This is a genomic window from Lentzea miocenica (assembly GCF_033949945.1).
In the GTDB taxonomy this organism is placed as follows: Bacteria; Actinomycetota; Actinomycetes; order Mycobacteriales; family Pseudonocardiaceae; genus Lentzea; species Lentzea miocenica.
This window is the reverse complement of the sequence record NZ_JAXAVW010000019.1, coordinates 22,125-39,470: the sequence shown is the minus strand read 5'-3', so window position 1 is coordinate 39,470 and position 17,346 is coordinate 22,125. Positions and strand designations below refer to the sequence as shown.

Genomic DNA, 17,346 nt, shown 5'->3' with positions numbered 1-17,346 from the left:
GATCCCCGTAGAACCCCGACGCGTTGCCGATCCGAATCACCGGCCACCGCCAGGAGGCCCCGCGAAGGCCTGCGCGATCGGCACCCACTCCTCCGCCACCGGCCCGACCGCCTCCACCGCCAGCTCCTTGCGGTTCCGCCGCTGCGTCACCAGCCAGGCGAAGTCCAGCGCGGGCCCGGAAACCCGGTTCTCAGCGCCCTCAGGCCCCCAGGTCCACAACTCCCCGCCCGGCCCGGTCAGCTCGACCCGCACCTCGGCCTCCGGCGCCGCCAACCCGTTGAGCAGGAAGGCGAATCCCATCGTCCGCACCCCGATGTGACACACGTGCCTGAGACGCGAAGTCGGCTCCCGCACGACACCGAGCGCATCGGCGACGTCCTGCCCGTGCGCCCACGTCTCCATGATCCGCGCGGTCGCCATCGACGCCGGGCTCATCGGCGGCCCGAACCACAGGATCTTCCCGGAGGCCGCCGCCAGGTGCTCCCGCAGCGCCACGCGGCCGGAACGCCACTGTTCCAACAGGTCCGGCATGGCAGCGGCCTCAGCCGCGGTCCGGTCGACGATGTCCGCCGTCAGCGGCTGGGCCTGGAACGCCTCGGGATCGGTGATCGCGAGGATCGCCGCCTTGTCCGTCCACATGAGATGGCCGATCTGGTGCGCGACCGTCCATCCCTCGGCGGGCGTCGGCACCGACCAGTCCTCCGCGCCGGCCACGATGTCGTCCAGCTCCCGCGACTCGGCGTCGAGGTCGGCCAGCAGTTCCGTGATCACAGCTGCTCCTCCAGCATCCTCGCCCAGTAGCGCACGACGTGCGCACGGCGTTTGGCGTCGTCGGCGAGCTGGTTCGCGAGAGCCAGCCCGCGCACAAGATCCAGGGTTGCCTGCACGGCGTCCTTCACGCCCGGTCTGGTGTCGTCGACGTCGAGCAGCTCCAACGCCAGCCCGTACACCTCACGCCCCAGCCGCGCCTGCAGCTCCAGCACCTGCTCGCGCAGCTCCGGATCAGTCCGCGCGGCCACCCACAGCTCCAAGGCAGCGGTGAACAGGTCGCTGGCGTGGAAGTCCGCGATCAGCTCCACCACGGCGTGCGTGCTCTTCTCCGCGATCTGCGCCCGCGCCTTGAGCACCTCGACGCTCTCCGCGCCCACGTGCTCCACGGCCGCCGCGACCAGCTCACCGCGCGTCCGGAAGTGGTGCAGTTGCGCGCCCCGCGACACCCCGGCCCGCTCGGCCACCTCGGTCGTCGTGGTGCCTGACCAGCCACGTTCGACCAGGCACTCGACGGTCGCCTCCATCAGCTTCCGCTTGGTGCCGCGGCTGCGGTCGGCCTGGCGTTGCCTCGTCTCCACGCTCCCGAGTGTTCCGGCCCACAAACAAACAGTCAAGCCTGCTTGTAAATGTCGCTGCTAGCGTCCGGCAGCGATGAGCATCGTGGAACGACTGCGGGCCGCCGGCTGCGTTTTCGCCGAAGAAGAGGCCGCTCTGCTGGAAGAAGCCGCTCGCGACGACCGGCACCTTGGAGAACTGGTCAAGCAACGCATCGGCGGGCTGCCGCTGGAACACGTCGTCGGCTGGGCGATGTTCTGCGGGCAACGGATCGCGGTCACCAGGGGCGTCTTCGTCCCGCGCCACCGCACCGAACTGCTGGTGGACCTCGCCACCGACCTGAAGCCCGCCCTGGTCGTCGACATGTGCTGCGGATCAGGCGCGGTAGGCGCGGTGTTGCAACACCGGCTGCCGACCGCCACCGTGTACGCCGCCGACATCGACCCCGTGGCCGTGGCGTGCGCACGCCAGAACCTCACGAACGTGTTCGAGGGCGACCTGTTCGACGCGCTCCCCACGCACCTCAAGGGCCACATCGACGTCGTGGTCGCCAACGTGCCGTACGTACCGACCGACGACATCCGGTTCATGCCCACCGAGGCCCGCGACCACGAGGCACGGGTAGCGCTCGACGGCGGCGAGGACGGCCTCGAGGTGATGCGCCGCGTGGCCGCGCAGGCAGCGACCTGGCTACGACCCGGCGGCTGGCTGATGAGCGAGACCAGCGAACGCCAAGCACCGGCCGCACTGGCCGCTTTCACGGCGGCAGGGCTCGACGCCAAGCTCGTGACCAGCGAGGACACCACGGCAGTGGTCGGCAGCGCCTAAGTTCCGTACAATGTACGGTATGGCGTACGACGAGGTCATGCAGTGGTTTGCGAAGTGGGACGCGCTCGCGGTCAAGGGCGACGTCGAGGCGATGGCCGACATGGCACTGTTCCCGATCAACACGGTCACCGACGGCTCGGCCACGTCGTGGGACCGCGAGACGTTCCTGAAGGAGATGGGGGCACAACTCGGCGGCGATGTACAGATGGAGTCCACCAGGACGCCGCACTTCATCAACGACAACTTGGTCTTCGTCATCACGGACGGCACGATCAACGGGATGACGGTCCGCTACGGCGACCTGCTCACGAAGGTCGGCGGCGAGTGGAAGTTCCAGACGATGGCCCAGGGCGGCTGGGCCGAGTGACCGCGCGAAAGGACACCCTGGGGAAGAGGGTGCTCCTCACGCTGAAGATCACAGCAGGGTGAGCTGTTCCTGGTCCACACGCGGAGCCGGAACACCCACCGGCAGACTGCCATCGGGCCACACGCCGTCGTCGTCACCGGGAACACCGGTGACGGCGTCGGTGGACCGCCCACGCGGCGCCAGTCCGTGCTTCTCGATCAACGGCACGACGCGCGCAGCCAGCCGGGCGCGATACCGCTTGTCCACATAGGACCCGGTTCCGTAGAGGTACCGATAGGTCTCGACGAGATCCGGATGCTCGCGACGAAGCCAGGCAGCGAACCACTCCTTCGCGCCAGGACGCAGGTGCAACGGCAGCACCGTCACGCCAGTGGCCCCGGCAGCCGCGATCTGCTCCAGCAGGAAGTCCAGCTGTTCAACGGAATCCGTCAGCTCCGGTAACACCGGAGCCACGAACACCCCGCAGGGCAACCCGGCCTCCCGCACCTTCCGCACCAGGTCCAGCCGGGCAGCCGGCGTCGGTGTGCCGGGCTCCAGCGACTTGTGCAGATCCCGATCCATCAACGCCAGCGAAACGGCGATCCCGACCGGCACGACCTCTGCCGCCGCGGACAGCAGCGGCAGATCACGCGCCAGCAAGGTGCCCTTCGTCAGGATCGAGAAGGGCGTACGAGAGGCGGTCAACGCCTCGATGATCCCTGGCATCAAGGCGTACCGCCCCTCCGCCCGCTGGTACGGATCGGTGTTGGTGCCCAGCGCGACGTGCTCCTGCTTCCACTTGGCGGACCGCAGCTGCCGCGACAGCACCTCCCCCGCGTTGACCTTGACGATCAGCTGGTTGTCGAAGTCCTTGCCGGAGTCCAGATCCAGATAGGTGTGGGTCTTGCGGGCGAAGCAGTTGTGCGACACCACGCCGTTGGCGATGAAGTCGGCGGTGCCGGTCGAGATGTCGTAAAGCGTCATCTCCCCCAACGGTTCCACCGACACGACACCCAACGGCTGCTGCGACTTGATCGCCACGCCGTCGATGTCCCGCTTGCGCGTGATCGCCGGGTCGACGGTGTGGAAGAAGCGCAGGTTCTCGCGCAGCCCGCCACGCAGCCGCACGACGCGCACGCCACGACGGCGGCGCAGTTCCTCGATCGCGAAGTCGAAGTCGAAGTGCTTCAGGGCGATGCAGATCGCTTCGAGAACAGTGGCGTTGCGCGTCGACATGCGCAGGATGCTGCGCGAGCAGGTCCCGAGGTAGTCGAACGCACCGGCCAGGAATCCCTTGAGCCAGTCGGGGTTCGGGGCTATCTGCCAGTGCGCGAGCTCGCGCACTTGGTGCAGAAATCCCCTCCCTTCTCGCACACCGAAGTAGTCGAGATACTCCTGTGTGCGGTCCATGGCCTCGATGTCGGCCAGGGGGATCTTGAACTCGTGCTCGTCGTCCACCATGCCGCGCAGGTAGCCGCGGCGGTAGTCGTCGGTCACGGAGGGCTGCTCGACGAACGCCCCCGTGCCCATCAGCTTGTTGCCGGTCGTGAGGTGCGGACGGCGGCCGGTGCCCGCGGTCTCGCCGGTCACGTGCTTCCAGCCGCGGTCGGTCAGGAAGCGGTGATCACCGGACGCCACCACCGACGTGCCGTCCTCGAGCGTCAGCCGGTACGCGACCTTGCGCGCCTCCCAGTGCGCACGAACGGTCGTCAGCTTGTAGCGCCGATAGTTGCCGACGAGCTCAGTGCCGTAGATCTCATCGCCCTCCCGGAGGTCGGCCAACGGCTTGGTGCGGCCGTCGCCCATGAGGATCGGGGTGTCGCCCGCCATGCAGTAGGTGCAGGCGTGTGAGCAGCCCCGATACGGATTCACGGTCCACGAGAAGGGCAGCGACGAACCCGGTACCCCGTTGAGCACGGATTTGGCGCGGACCTCGTGGAACACCACGTCCGCGAACTCAGGAGTTCGTACGCTGCGCACCAGTCCCGGTAGCCCCGGTAGTGCCTGCTGCGGCTCTGCCTCGAGTTTCTGTCCGTCCCATCGCACACCTTCGATTCGAACACATGTTCGAACAGCGGTCAAGGAGAGCGCGTGTCACCCGAAAAGGTTGTCGAGATCGCCGGCTTCATCACCGGAGCCCTGTGCGTGTGGCTCGTGGCCAGGCAAAACGCCTGGAACTGGCCCATCGGCATCGCCAACAACATCGCGTTCTTCGTGCTGTTCTGGGGCAGCGGCCTGTACGCGGACTCCGGGCTGCAGATCGTCTACGTCGTGCTCGCGGTCTACGGCTGGTGGGCGTGGCTGCGCGGCGGCGAGCAGCACACGACGCTGCACGTCAGCCGCACCACGCGGCAGCAGTGGATCTGGATCGCGGTCGCCGGTGTGCTCGGGACAGGGCTGCTGCACTGGGTGCTGGTGACGTTCACCGAGTCGACCGTGCCGTTCTGGGACGCGATCACGACGGTGTTGTCGCTGCTCGCGACCTGGGGACAGGCGCGCAAGAAGATCGAGTGCTGGTGGCTGTGGATCGCCGCGGACGTGATCTACGTGCCGCTCTACGCGTACAAGGAGCTGTACCTCACGGCTGTGTTGTACGTGGGGTTCATGGTGCTGTGCGTGATCGGGCTGCGTAACTGGACCAAGGACGAGGTGCGGGTGTGACGGTGTTCGAACACGCGTTGGTGCTCGGCAAGTTCTACCCACCGCACAACGGACACCACCACCTCATCGAGACGGCAGCCTCTCGCAGCGCACGCACAACGGTCACCGTGCTCGCGGCGTCGTCGGAGACCATCCCTCTCGAACACCGCGTGCGCTGGCTGACGGAGACACACCGCGCGACGCCGGGTGTGCGGATCATCGGCGACCTCGACGACCACCCGATGGACTTCGACTCCGACGAGATCTGGGACCTGCACGTCGGACTGACGCGCGCGGTGCTGGCCCGGCGCGCGATCGCGGACGGCGACCCGTCGAAGGCGCCGGTGGACGTCGTGTTCTCCAGCGAGAAGTACGGCGACGAGCTGGCCCGGCGGCTCGGCGCGCAGCACGTCCTCGTCGACCTGGACCGCCTCACACATCGGGTCTCCGGAACGGCCGTCCGCGACGACCCGGTCGCGAACTGGCACCACCTGGCGCCCGCCACGCAACGCGGTCTGGGGTGGAAGGTCGTGGTCGTCGGCGCCGAGAGCACCGGCACGACGACCCTGTCCCGGCAGCTCGCGGAACACTTCGCAGCGCCGTGGATCGCCGAGTACGGCCGCGAACACACCGAACACAAGCTGGCCGCCGCGCGAGCGTTTGCGGAGAACGCCACTGTGGACGGTCTGGTGTGGACCTTGGGCGACTTCGAAGACGTCGCACGCGAACAGGAACGCCGCATCCAGGCCGAGACCGCGCCGCTGGTGATCGCGGACAACGACGCGTTCGCCGCGACCGTCTGGGGAGAGCGCTACCTCGGTTTCCGGCCGGAGATCTTCCTGGGCACGGAACCGGACCTCTACCTGCTGACCGACCACGCCGGCGTTCTGTTCGAACAGGACGGCTGGCGCGACGGCGAGCACCTGCGGGAGTGGATGACCGGACTGTTCGAACGGGAGCTGGCCCGGCGCGGCGTGCCGTGGCTCAAGCTGACCGAGGACAGGTTCGCGACCGCCGTAACGGCCGTCGAACAACTCATGAGGCAGGATGTCACGCGTGGGTCACGGTCACGGGCATAGCCATGCGCTGAAGGACGAAGAACCCGCGTCGGAGCGCGTACGCACGTTGCTGATGTGGCTGTTGGTGCCGTTGGCGCTGGCCACGATCGTCGGCGCGGCGCTGCTCTACCCGTTCGGGCACGAGCAGAAGACCGGCGCCGAGATCGGCCTGCACCAGAAGCCCGTCAACGCGGTCGTCACCGGCGAGCAGGCGAACTGCGGCGAGAAGTGCGTCGCGATCACCGTGCGGATGACCGACGGCGACGCGAGCGGGCAGAGCATCACGATCCCCAGCGTGAACGGCCCGGGAGCACCGCGCTTCAACGTCGGCGACGAGGTCGTTCTGTCCTATTCGGGCAGCCAGCCGCAGGCCGCCGAGTCGTATCAGATCGTGGACTTCCAGCGCGGCTGGTCGCTCGTGGTGCTGGCATTGCTCTTCGCCGCTGCCGTGCTGTTGCTCGGGCGATGGCAGGGCTTCGCGGCGCTGGGCGCGTTGCTGCTGAGCTTCGTGGTGCTGGTGCTGTTCGTGATGCCGTCGATCCTGGCCGGCAAGAGCCCGCTGATGGTCGCGGTGGTCGGCGCCGGGCTGATCATGTTCGTGGTGCTCTACCTGACCCACGGCATCAGCGCTCGAACATCGACAGCGGTGCTGGGAACGCTGGTCAGCCTCGCGCTGATCGGCGTGCTGGGCGCGTTGTTCTCGGCGGTGGCGTCGCTGACCGGGCTGGACGAGGACACGATCAACCTCGTCACCGTGCTCGGCACCGACATCGACACCCGCGGACTGCTCCTGGCGGGCACCCTGATCGGTGCGCTGGGCGTGCTCGACGACGTGACGGTCACGCAGACCAGTGCCGTGTGGGAGCTGCGCCGGGCCAACGACAAGCTGACGTGGCGCGACCTGTTCGCCGCCGGTTCGCGGATCGGCCGCGACCACATGTCGTCCGTGGTGAACACGCTCGTGATGGCCTACGCCGGCGCCGCGCTGCCGTTGCTGCTGGCGATCTCGCTGGCCGGGCGGTCGATGGGCGAGATCCTGACCGCACAGCAGATCGCGCAGGAGATCGTGCGCACGCTCGTCGGCAGCATCGGCCTGGTGGCGGCCATCCCGGTCACCACCGCGCTGGCCGCGCTGGTCGCCGTGCGCCAGGAGGTCGCCCCCGCGGCCGCTCCCAAGCCAGAACCCGACCCGGAGCCGGAACCCAAGACCAAGACCGTGAAGCGTGCGAAGCCCGAACCGCCGCGGCGGCAGCGGATCGAGGGCGACCTCTACATCGGTTACGACCCCGACAAGGGGCCGTGGGAACGACCGGGTGCTAGCCCGCGAGCAGCACGAAGAGCAGCGCCAGCGCGCCAGGCACCACCTGCACGAAGAAGATCTTCCGGCTCGCCGTGAACGTGCCGTAGATGCCCGCGACGATCACGAACACCGTGAACAGCACCGACGCGCCGAAGTCCTGCCGGATCAGCGCGTAGATCAGGCCGGCGGCGAGGAAGCCGTTGTAGAGGCCCTGGTTCGCGGCCAGTGCCTTCGACTCCTGCGCGAACTCCGGCGTGATGCCGAACGCCTTCTGGCCGCGCGGTGTCGTCCAGAGGAACATCTCCAGCACCACGATGTAGATGTGGATCAACACCACCAGGGCGATCAGAACGTTTGCAACAACCTGCACTTGAGGTCCTCCTCTGGACTGATACGCCCGATGAGACAATAGAGCAGTGGGAAGACAGCGGCCCGGCACAGAGGCGATCACCGAGTCGATCGACTCCGGCGTCGCCGAACTGGTTCCCGACATCGGTGGCCGTCGTTCGTGGACGTTGCGCGTCAACGGAACCCCACAGTCGCATGTGGACCAGGACGATCCGACGTACCTGGAGTTCGAGTACGTCCGCCGGCTGGGTCACATCGTCGATTTCACGGCGCCCTCGCGTGTTCTGCACCTGGGTGGTGGCGCGCTCACGCTAGCGCGCTACATCGCGGAATCGCTCCCACGAGCGTCTCAACAGGTCGCCGAGATCGACGCGGGCCTGATCGCGTTCATCCGCCGCGAACTCCCGCCACCCCCACGGGTGAAGATCACCACGGGCGACGCCCGCGCCGTGCTCGCCCGCACCCGCCCCGGCTCGTTCGACCTGATCGTCTCGGACTGCTTCGCCGGAGCCCGCACGCCGGCGCACCTGACCTCGGTCGAGTTCGTGCGCCAGGCGTCGGCGGCGCTCGTCGAGGACGGGGTCTACGCGGCGAACATCGGCGACGGCAACGGACTGCAGTTCGCCCGAGCCCAGTGCGCCACCGTGCGCGCGGTGTTCGAACACGTCTGCGTGCTGGCCGAACCGGGCGTGTTCCGCGGCCGGCGGTTCGGCAACTTCGTGATCTTCGCCTCGCACACCGGCTTGCCGATGCAGCAGCTGATGCGCGCGACCGCCGGGGATCCGTTCCCAGGCCGGGTCGAGCACGGCACGGGGCTGACGAAGTTCATCGGTGGCGCACCTGTCACCACCGATGTGACCGCGACCCTCTCCCCCGCACCGCCGTCCGGCCTTTGGGGCACCTGAGCCCGCCGGGGCCCGCTCAGTCCAGCGAGGTCACGAACTTCGACACGGCCTCCGGATGGAGCTTCTGCGCCATCCGCCCAGCCGGTGCCAACGACCCCAGCCGGTACAACGGCCGGTCGGCCGCAGCCAGCCCGCGAGCCTCCGCCCGCAACTGAGCCACCAGCAGCTCCGAGAACACCAACCCAGGCGTGTCCCCACGGGCAGCCAGCGCGTCAGCCAGCCGGCGCAGCTGGTAGATCCCCAGCTCACGCCCACCGGTACCCGCGTACATCGACAACGCGATGTTGATCGCCTTCTTGCCGCCCCGCACGAACAGCCCGACCGTCCGAGCGCCACGCAGATCGGTGACGAGCAGGTCCAGCGCATCGGCCACCGCGAGGTCGACCTTGCGCGTGCCGAACGCCCGGACGTACACGGTCGTGCCCTCCAGCCACACCGTGCGGCGCGCCTCGGACAGTGCCAGCAGGATCACCGGCACCGACACGATCAACCCGGCGATCACGCCGGACCAGCGGCCACCGATGAACCCGACGATCGCGCCGAAGGCGAGCGCGACCATGAGGCCACCGATCGCCACCATCCGCGCGCGCTTGCGCACCGTCGCCTTGTCCAGCAGGTCGAGAACGAGCTTGTCGTCGGAGGCGCTCACGGGGTCTCTCGCACCGCCTCGGCCACCGTGCCGCCGGCGTCCGAGGCCAGCGCCTCGACGCCGCCGGGCACACCGGCGAGGAGATCGCCAGGCCGCAACGCGTCCTGCACCGACGAGATCACGTCGGCGAGCGGCACCGTCACCTGGTCACCCGTGGCGAGCGTCTTGATGCCGATGTTCCCGGCTTCCAGGTCACGCTCACCGAGCACCAGCGCCAGCCGCGCACCGGACTTGTCGGCGGCCTTGAAGCCCGCCTTCATCGACCGGCCGCCGTAGACGAGGTCCGTCCGCACACCAGCCGCACGCAGCTCACCGGCGATCGCGACCAGACGGGCTCTGGCGGCCTCGCCCAGCGGCACGCCGATCACGTCGACCCGGCTGAACGACGGCAGCACGCCCTCGGCCTCAGCAGCCAGCAGCGCCCTGTCCACGCCGAGGCCGAAGCCCACGCCGGACAGCTCCTGGCCGCCGAGCTGCGCCATCAGGCCGTCGTAGCGACCGCCGCCGCCGATGCCGGACTGCGCGCCCAGACCGTCGTGGACGAACTCGAACGTCGTCTTGGTGTAGTAGTCGAGCCCGCGGACCATGCGCGGGTTCTCGACGAACTTCACGCCCAGCTCGGTCAGGTAGCCCTTGACCGACTCGTAGTGCTCACGGCAGGCGTCGCACAGGTTGTCCACCATCAGCGGCGCGTCCGCGACCAGCGCGCGCACCTCGGGCCGCTTGTCGTCGAGCACCCGCAGCGGGTTCAGCTCGGCGCGCTGACGAGTCGCCTCGTCCAGCGGCAGGTCGCTCAGGAACGCCTGCAGCTTCTCCCGGTACGCGGGACGGCAGTGGGCGTCGCCCAGCGAGGTGAGCTCCAGCCGGTACCCGGTCAGCCCGATCGCGCGGAACCCGGCGTCACCGACGGCGATGACCTCGGCGTCGAGCGCGGGGTCGTCGATGCCGATCGCCTCGATGCCGACCTGGTGGAACTGCCGGTACCGGCCGGCCTGCGGAGCCTCGGCGCGGAAGAACTGGCCCGCGTAGTAGAGCTTCACCGGCAGCGAGCCGCGGTCGAGGCTGTGCTCGATCACCGCCCGCATCACGCCGGCGGTGCCCTCGGGCCGCAGCGTGATGGATCGGTCGCCGCGGTCGAGGAAGGTGTACATCTCCTTCGTCACGACGTCGGTCGACTCGCCGACGCCGCGCGAGAACAGCGCGGTGTCCTCGAAGACCGGCAGCTCGACGTAGCCGTAGCCCGCGAGCTCCGCGGCACGGGTCAGGGTTGACCGAACGTGCACAAAAGCGGCGGACGTCGGCGGGATGTAGTCAGGAACGCCTTTGGGTGCGGAAAACACGTCTCTCAAAGTCCTCGGTGCGGGGCGGCCGGCGTGTCCTCGATGTGAACAGCCTCAGTGCGAACAGCGTCCTGCAGCTGGAGCAGGTAGGGGTTCGTCCCACGTTCGCGGCCAATGGTCGTCGAAGGGCCGTGGCCGGGCAGCACCACCGTGTCGTCGGGCAAGGTCAAGACCTTGTTCTGCAGAGACGACAACATGCGCGAGTGGTCACCGCCAGGCAGGTCGGTGCGTCCGATGGAACCGGCGAAGAGCGTGTCACCCGAGATCACCAGGCGACCCCCTTCCTGCACGCCGGAGCGGAACATCACCGACCCGCCGGTATGGCCCGGCGTGTGGTCGACGGTGATCTGCAACCCGGCGAGGTCGAGCTCGACCCCGTCGGTCAGCTCGCGCACCTCGGACGGCTCGCGCATCTCCAGGTTGCCGCCGAAGAACGCGGCCGACTCGCGGCTGACGCCCTTCAGGGGGTCGGAGAGCATCGCTACGTCATCCGGGTGGATGTAGGCGGGGATGTCGTTGCCGTCGCAGACCGGGGTGACGGAGAACGTGTGGTCGAAGTGCCCGTGCGTGAGCAGCACGGCGACAGGGGCGAGCTTGTACTCCCGCAGCGCCTGTTCGATCGGCTCGACCGCGTCCTGACCGGGGTCGATGATCACGCAGGGCTCGCCCTCACCGGCCGCCAGGACGAAGCAGTTCGCCTGGAGCGCACCAGTCGGGAACCCGATCACGAGCACGAAAATGACCTCCCTGTTCAACCACAGCCTAACCACCACACAAAGCTCATATGCCCAGGCCCTAGACTGCCGAGCCGACCGCCCTATTCGCATGAGTCCCTGGGGAGGGAGCACGTGCCCACCAACGAGCAGCGACGCGCGGCAGCCAAGCGCAAGCTTGAGCGTCAGATGGTCTACCGCCAGGAGCGGGCCAAGAAGCGTCGCATCATCGCCGTCGTCTCGACGGTCGTCGTTGTTGCGCTCGTCGGAAGTGGTGTGTGGTGGCTCGCGACCCACGACTTCGGTAACGGCGACGCCGCCGCGTCGGAGACTCCCCAGCAGGAGTCGGTGGACAAGGCGGAGAACATTCCGACCGCGTTGCACCAGATTCCGAAGCGCCCGACCGCGCTGCCGGAAAAAGTGAACTGTGAATACACGAAGGGCCAGGAGCCGGCGGCCAAGGAGAACACGCCGCCCGCGAACGGCGAGCAGTCCGCCACCGGAACCGTGGCGCTCACGCTCGGCACCTCCATCGGTGACCTGAAGTTCAACCTCGACCGCGCGCTCGCGCCGTGCACGGTGAACAACTTCGTGAACCTGGCGAAGCAGAAGTACTTCGACAACACCACCTGCCACCGCCTCGTGGTGACCGGCATCCAGGTCCTGCAGTGCGGCGACCCCGGCGGCAACGGCATGGGCGGCCCCGGCTACTCGTTCAAGGACGAGGTCTACCCGGAGCTCACCTACGGCCGCGGCGTGCTCGCCATGGCGAACTCGGGCCCGGACACCAACGGCTCGCAGTTCTTCATCGTCTACGGCGACGGCGCGAACCTGAAGCCCGCGTACACCGTGTTCGGCACGGTGGACGAGGAGTCGCTGAAGAAGATCGACGAGGTCGCGAAGACCGGCACGATCTCGCAGCAGCCGGGCCAGGGTGACGGCAAGCCGAAGACGCCGGTCGACATCAAGTCGGCGGCAGTGGCCAACTAAGTGGCGGCCAACTAGTTCTTCACACGAAAAGGCCCCCCGGATCGCTCCAGGGGGCCTTTTCGTGTGCCGGTTACGAGGCTGACGTCACGCGGTAGACGTCGTAGACGCCCTCAACGCTCCGCACAGCCTTCAGAACGTGCCCCAGGTGCTTCGGATCACCCATCTCGAACGAGAAGCGCGAGACGGCCACACGGTCCCTCGACGTCGTCACCGACGCCGACAGGATGTTCACCCGCTCGTCGGCCAGCACCTTCGTGACGTCCGAGAGCAGCCGGTGCCGGTCGAGCGCCTCCACCTGGATGGCCACCAGGAACACCGAGGAGGCCGACGGGGCCCACTCGACGTCCAGCAACCGCTCCGGCGACTTCAGCAGCTCGTCCGCGTTCGTGCAGTCGGTTCGGTGCACGGAGACACCGCCACCACGCGTCACGAAGCCGAGGATGTCGTCGCCCGGCACCGGGGTGCAGCAACGGGCGAGCTTCACCCACACGTCGCCCGCGTCCTTGACGATCACGCCCGCGTCGCCGGTGGGGCGGCGCCGGGTGACCGTGGACGGGGTGGCGCGGTCGGCCAGCTCCTCCTCGGCGTGATCCACTCCGCCGAGCTGGGCCACGAGACGTTGCACGACGTGGCGGGCCGAGGTGTGACCCTCGCCGACCGCCGCGTACAGCGCGCTCATGTCCGGGTAGTGCAGTTCCTTCGCGAGGGCCTGCATGGAGTCGACCGACACGAGGCGCTGGATCGGCAGACCGACCCTGCGGACCTCCTTGGTGATCGCGTCCTTGCCCTGCTCGATCGCCTCTTCCTTGCGCTCCTTGGCGAACCACTGCTTGATCTTCGCCTTGGCGCGCGGGGAAGCGACGAACGACAGCCAGTCGCGGGACGGACCAGCACCCTCCGCCTTGGAGGTGAAGATCTCGACGACCTCGCCGTTCTCGAGCTTGCGTTCGAGAGCGACCAGACGACCGTTCACGCGGGCACCGATGCACCGGTGACCGACCTCGGTGTGGACGGAATAGGCGAAGTCGACCGGCGTGGAGCCGGTCGGCAACGTCTCGACGTCACCCTTGGGCGTGAACACGAAGATCTCGCGCGCGGCGAGGTCCCAGCGCAGGCCCTCCAGGAACTCACCGGGGTCCGCGGCTTCCCGCTGCCAGTCGAGGAGCTGACGCATCCACGCCATCTCGTCGATCTCGACGGACTTGCCGTTGTGCGTGCCCTTGGTCTCCTTGTAGCGCCAGTGCGCCGCGATGCCGTACTCGGCCCGCTGGTGCATCTCCGAGGTGCGGATCTGCACCTCGAGAGGCTTGCCGTCGGGACCGATCACGGTCGTGTGCAGCGACTGGTACACGCCGAACCGCGGCTGCGCGATGTAGTCCTTGAACCGCCCTGGCATCGGCTGCCACGCGGCGTGGACGACGCCCATCGCGGCGTAGCAGTCGCGCACCTCGTCGACCAGGATCCGCACACCCACGAGGTCGTGGATGTCGTCGAAGTCGCGGCCGCGGACGATCATCTTCTGGTTGATCGAGTAGTAGTGCTTCGGCCGCCCTTCGACCTTCGCGACGATCCGCGCGGCCTCCAGCTGACCGTTCAACTCGTCGACGACGGTCCGCAGGTACGTGTCGCGACTCGGCGCGCGCTTCGCGACCAGGCGGACGATCTCGTCGTACTTCTTCGGCTGCAGGATCGCGAACGCGAGGTCCTCCAGCTCCCACTTCACGGTCGCCATGCCCAGGCGGTGGGCCAGCGGCGCGAGCACTTCGAGCGTCTCGCGCGCCTTGCGGGCCTGCTTCTCGGGCGGCAGGAACCGCATGGTGCGCATGTTGTGCAGCCGGTCGGCGAGCTTGATGACCAGGACCCGCGGGTCCTTCGCCATCGCGATGACCATCTTGCGGATGGTCTCGGCCTCGGCCGCTGCCCCCAGCTTGACCTTGTCGAGCTTCGTGACGCCGTCGACGAGACGAGCGACTTCCTCGCCGAAGTCGTCCTTCAGCTGCCCCAGTGAGTAATCGGTGTCTTCAACGGTGTCGTGCAGCAGCGCTGCCACCAGCGTCGTGGTGTCCATGCCCAGCTCGGCGAGGATCGTCGCCACGGCGAGCGGGTGGGTGATGTACGGGTCGCCGGACTTGCGGCGCTGCGGGCGGTGCTTCTCCTCGGCAACGTCATATGCGTGCTGCAGAAGCGCCAGATCGGCCTTGGGATGGAGGTCGTAGTGCGCGGCGGCGAGAGGTTCGAGGACCTGCTTCACCGGGGCCGCACGTTGGGCGGTGATGCGCCGCGCAAGGCGGGCGCGCACACGCCGGGTCGCCGACGGTTGAACAACCGTCGCAGCGGGTTCGGTGTCTTGACTCAACCCCACGCTCCTCGGGTCTCGCGAGTACCGAGGATAACGCGTTTACGCTGACGAAACTTCCGATGGCGCGCTGAGCGGCACAGCTCACACGGTGAACGCCGACCAAACTTTTGCTGGGCCGATCAGGCGACGCTCACCACGAACGCCTGCCAGGCCTGAATCGAGAAGGCCAGCACGTCACCCCGAGTGGCCTTCGAGTCACGCACAAGCGCGTCGCGCGCGAGGGATACCTCGACACAGGCGCTCTCGATCGTGTCATTGCTGTAGGAGCTCTTACGCCAGCTCCGGTCGTGGCTCATCGAGGTCCTTTCGCAGGCCACTGACGTAGCTCGCCAGCAGGCTCCGCGATTGTCCCTCATCCAAAGCTTGCGTTTCCAACCACGTGAAGAACTCACGGCTGTCCCTGATGGCACCGCCGTCGTGTGCGAACACCTGGCCGAGTCCGTTCTCGCTGTACGCGACTGGCGTGTGCTTCTCAAAGCTGAAAAGCATGCGGGACGACTGCCTCAGCGGAGCGGAACCCGCCGACATCGGCACGATCCGCAGGATGTGCGTGTGGAAGAGCATGCGCAGGTACTGCTCCTCCATGAGCTGATCGTCGCCGACCTTCAGCTGCAACGCGAGTTCATGCACGTAGAAGAGGCATTCCGGACGGTTGTGGCGCCGCAGGACCGCTTGTCGCTCCATGCGCAACTGAACACCCTTGTCGATGTCTGCTGGAGCCACCCGGCCGCCATCGATGAACAGCGCTCGCGCGTACTGCGGAGTCTGGATGAGACCAGGGACGGTGTGAGCGTCGTAGGTCGTGATCTTCGTGGCCTTCGCCTCCGCCATGGCCAGCGTGCGGATGTTGTCCGGAACGAGGAGCACGTACGGGTCGAAGGCGTAGCGGTAGCGGTCGCGGAACGCCTCGAAGTAGTTGCTGTCGCGGCCGCACGTCATCAGGTACTGCACGAGGTCGATCTCGCTCGCGCGCGCCTTGCCCTTCTCGATGTTCGACACCTTGCTCGGGTCCCAGCCGAGTTCCTCGGCGAAGGCGGCGCCGGTCAACGTCGTGAACTTCTCACGCAGGCGGCGCAGTTCGTCGCCCAGGTCGCGGCTGTAGGCGGTGGAGGTGATCGCAGTCATGCGGACGACCGTAGGGATTGGCCCTGCTCCACGAACTCTCTCCTTTGGGTGAAAACGGCTGGTGGCAGCATCTGCCGCAGGGCTGGTCGTGGGGGCGCTAGCCGGCGAGGTGCCAGCTGTCGCGGTGGGCGGTGTTGGTTCTGGGGGTGCGGGCGGGGTCGAGCCATGAGGGTGGGATGAAGGCGGGTATCCCATGGAGCAACTTCACCTCCCAATCGCTTTGGTGGATCAAGGTGTGGTGGTGGCGGCACAGCAGCACCGCGTTGTCGACCGAGGTCTCGCCGCCCTGGGACCAGAATCTGATGTGGTGGGCGTCGCAGTGTTTGGGCGGGCGGTCGCAGCCTGGGAAGGCGCAGCCCTGATCTCTGGCCACGAGCAGGCGGCGGATCGCGGCGGTGAAGGTGCGGGCTTTGCGGCCGATGTCCGTCTGCTCGGACCGGCCGCCCAGGACCACCGGGATCACTCCGGCGTTGCAGGCGAGGCGGCGCACCAGGGCGGCTGGGATGCGGTCGCGGTTGTCCAGGGTCGCGAACCCGATCTGCCGCACCAGGTCCTGGTAGGCCATCGTGAGGGTCAGGGTGACCGGCTCGCCGCCGTGCTCCGGCAGCCGGTCGGCGCGCAGCATCAGGTCGACGAGGTCGGCGAAAGCGTCGCCCTCGCGCTCGGCCCGCGAACGCGGATCCGGGCCTTCCTCCGGCGTGGCCGGGCGGGGCTTGGCCAGCGGGTCGATCATCGCCTCGAACTTGGCACCCGTGACCTTGTCCAGCTTGGCCCAGATCTCCAGCTGGTCGCCCTTCCACTGCATCCGCAGGCGGTTGACCGGCGGTTCCTGCTCGGTCTCGTGCGGCTCCGGGTCCTGCTGGTGGAGCCGGTACGCCAGCTCCTTGCCGAACGAGCGCACCGCGCTGGGCTCGTGCTCCCGCGCGAACTCGACCACGGGCTGTTCCGCCTCGGGCGGCAGGTCCTTCATCACCTCGGCGACCGCCGAGATGTGCTCCCCCGACAACGCGCCCTCCGCCACCGCTCCGGCGGTGACGGGCAACTCCGGCTCCAGCACCGACCCGGTCGGCGTGATCGCCCGAGCGAGCACCTCGGCCCGCGCGACCCACTGCCGCGCGGTCTTCAGGTCCCACCGCACGGCGTGCCGCAAAATCTGAGACACATTCTTGTATCCCAAATCCGCAGCCGCACCACGCCTTTCCAGTTCGGCGATCTTCTGCATCATCGCGTGCTCGAGAACGCGAATTTCCACCACGTCTCCGACGACTGCGCTCAGCAGTTCGTCGGTAGACAGGAGGCGGAAGTCCGGTTCGCTCATGCGTTCGACAGTACCGCAGGATCATGGTGTAAACGCACGTCAGCGGTGCCACGTTCGGGTGAATCGACTTGATCAAGCCCCGTGTGATGCGTTATCGCACA

At 67.9% G+C, this 17,346-nt stretch carries 17 protein-coding genes and 1 pseudogene; 7 read left to right on the top strand and 11 right to left on the bottom strand.

What is annotated here, in order from left to right; all coding sequences use genetic code 11:
- Positions 1–36: 36 nt before the first annotated feature.
- Positions 37–771 (bottom strand): TIGR03084 family metal-binding protein, encoded by a 735-nt coding sequence (locus tag SK803_RS23320; protein WP_319968187.1) that lies wholly within the window; start codon positions 769–771, stop codon positions 37–39.
- Entirely contained in the window at positions 768–1,295 is a 528-nt protein-coding gene (locus SK803_RS23315; protein ID WP_406601569.1) for a TetR/AcrR family transcriptional regulator, read from the bottom strand. Before SK803_RS23315 ends, SK803_RS23320 begins: the two co-directional genes overlap by 4 nt.
- A 127-nt stretch (positions 1,296–1,422) precedes the next feature.
- Here SK803_RS23315 and SK803_RS23310 point away from each other — a divergent pair, with 127 nt between their 5' ends.
- On the top strand, positions 1,423–2,154 hold the full coding sequence (locus tag SK803_RS23310) for a putative protein N(5)-glutamine methyltransferase (RefSeq protein ID WP_319968185.1): 732 nt from the start codon (positions 1,423–1,425) through the stop codon (positions 2,152–2,154).
- A gap of 19 nt (positions 2,155–2,173) precedes the next feature.
- The gene (locus SK803_RS23305; protein ID WP_245822537.1) at positions 2,174–2,521 is read left to right on the top strand and encodes a nuclear transport factor 2 family protein; all 348 of its coding nucleotides are present in this window, start codon (positions 2,174–2,176) and stop codon (positions 2,519–2,521) included.
- Between the two features lie 48 nt (positions 2,522–2,569).
- On the opposite strand, the gene SK803_RS23300 is transcribed toward SK803_RS23305, so the two are convergent.
- Complete coding sequence (locus SK803_RS23300) at positions 2,570–4,546, bottom strand: intein-containing Rv2578c family radical SAM protein (RefSeq protein ID WP_319968184.1); 1,977 nt, start codon at positions 4,544–4,546, stop codon at positions 2,570–2,572.
- 45 nt (positions 4,547–4,591) lie between these two features.
- Between SK803_RS23300 and pnuC the strand changes: the two genes are divergently transcribed.
- The 3 genes from pnuC to SK803_RS23285 are packed head-to-tail and all read left to right on the top strand — an operon-like array spanning position 4,592 to position 7,594.
- On the top strand, positions 4,592–5,161 hold the full coding sequence (pnuC, locus tag SK803_RS23295) for a nicotinamide riboside transporter PnuC (RefSeq protein WP_319968183.1): 570 nt from the start codon (positions 4,592–4,594) through the stop codon (positions 5,159–5,161).
- Positions 5,158–6,219, top strand: coding sequence for an AAA family ATPase (locus SK803_RS23290; RefSeq protein WP_319968182.1), 1,062 nt, complete (start codon positions 5,158–5,160; stop codon positions 6,217–6,219). The genes pnuC and SK803_RS23290 overlap by 4 nt, the downstream gene beginning before the upstream one ends.
- On the top strand, positions 6,197–7,594 hold the full coding sequence (locus SK803_RS23285; RefSeq protein WP_319968181.1) for a YibE/F family protein: 1,398 nt from the start codon (positions 6,197–6,199) through the stop codon (positions 7,592–7,594). The genes SK803_RS23290 and SK803_RS23285 overlap by 23 nt, the downstream gene beginning before the upstream one ends.
- Here SK803_RS23285 and SK803_RS23280 read toward each other — a convergent pair.
- Positions 7,515–7,868, bottom strand: a complete 354-nt coding sequence (locus SK803_RS23280; RefSeq protein WP_319968180.1) for a DUF1304 domain-containing protein — start codon at positions 7,866–7,868, stop codon at positions 7,515–7,517. The two genes, SK803_RS23285 and SK803_RS23280, sit on opposite strands and share 80 nt — an antisense overlap.
- 46 nt (positions 7,869–7,914) lie before the next feature.
- Between SK803_RS23280 and SK803_RS23275 the strand changes: the two genes are divergently transcribed.
- Positions 7,915–8,751 carry a spermidine synthase gene (locus SK803_RS23275; protein ID WP_319968179.1) on the top strand — a complete coding sequence of 279 codons (837 nt, stop codon included), beginning with the start codon at positions 7,915–7,917 and terminating at the stop codon, positions 8,749–8,751.
- Positions 8,752–8,767: 16 nt separating this feature from the next.
- Here the strand turns inward: SK803_RS23275 and SK803_RS23270 are convergent, their stop codons facing one another.
- From SK803_RS23270 to SK803_RS23260, 3 genes and pseudogenes are all read right to left on the bottom strand, one after another.
- Entirely contained in the window at positions 8,768–9,400 is a 633-nt protein-coding gene (locus tag SK803_RS23270) for a hypothetical protein (protein WP_319968178.1), read from the bottom strand.
- A gap of 89 nt (positions 9,401–9,489) precedes the next feature.
- Positions 9,490–10,740: pseudogene (gene hisS / locus SK803_RS23265) on the bottom strand (histidine--tRNA ligase); the annotation flags it as partial.
- A gap of 5 nt (positions 10,741–10,745) precedes the next feature.
- Complete coding sequence (locus SK803_RS23260; protein WP_319968177.1) at positions 10,746–11,474, bottom strand: MBL fold metallo-hydrolase; 729 nt, start codon at positions 11,472–11,474, stop codon at positions 10,746–10,748.
- 114 nt (positions 11,475–11,588) lie between these two features.
- Here SK803_RS23260 and SK803_RS23255 point away from each other — a divergent pair, with 114 nt between their 5' ends.
- On the top strand, positions 11,589–12,443 hold the full coding sequence (locus tag SK803_RS23255) for a peptidylprolyl isomerase (protein ID WP_319968176.1): 855 nt from the start codon (positions 11,589–11,591) through the stop codon (positions 12,441–12,443).
- Positions 12,444–12,513: 70 nt separating this feature from the next.
- Here the strand turns inward: SK803_RS23255 and SK803_RS23250 are convergent, their stop codons facing one another.
- The 4 genes from SK803_RS23250 to SK803_RS23235 form a co-directional block, all read right to left on the bottom strand.
- Entirely contained in the window at positions 12,514–14,799 is a 2,286-nt protein-coding gene (locus tag SK803_RS23250; protein WP_406601565.1) for a RelA/SpoT family protein, read from the bottom strand.
- 122 nt (positions 14,800–14,921) lie between these two features.
- Positions 14,922–15,098 (bottom strand): DUF397 domain-containing protein, encoded by a 177-nt coding sequence (locus tag SK803_RS23245; RefSeq protein WP_319968174.1) that lies wholly within the window; start codon positions 15,096–15,098, stop codon positions 14,922–14,924.
- Positions 15,073–15,927, bottom strand: a complete 855-nt coding sequence (locus SK803_RS23240; RefSeq protein WP_319968173.1) for a helix-turn-helix domain-containing protein — start codon at positions 15,925–15,927, stop codon at positions 15,073–15,075. Before SK803_RS23240 ends, SK803_RS23245 begins: the two co-directional genes overlap by 26 nt.
- 97 nt (positions 15,928–16,024) lie before the next feature.
- Positions 16,025–17,245 (bottom strand): HNH endonuclease signature motif containing protein, encoded by a 1,221-nt coding sequence (locus SK803_RS23235; protein ID WP_319968172.1) that lies wholly within the window; start codon positions 17,243–17,245, stop codon positions 16,025–16,027.
- Positions 17,246–17,346: the final 101 nt, after the last annotated feature.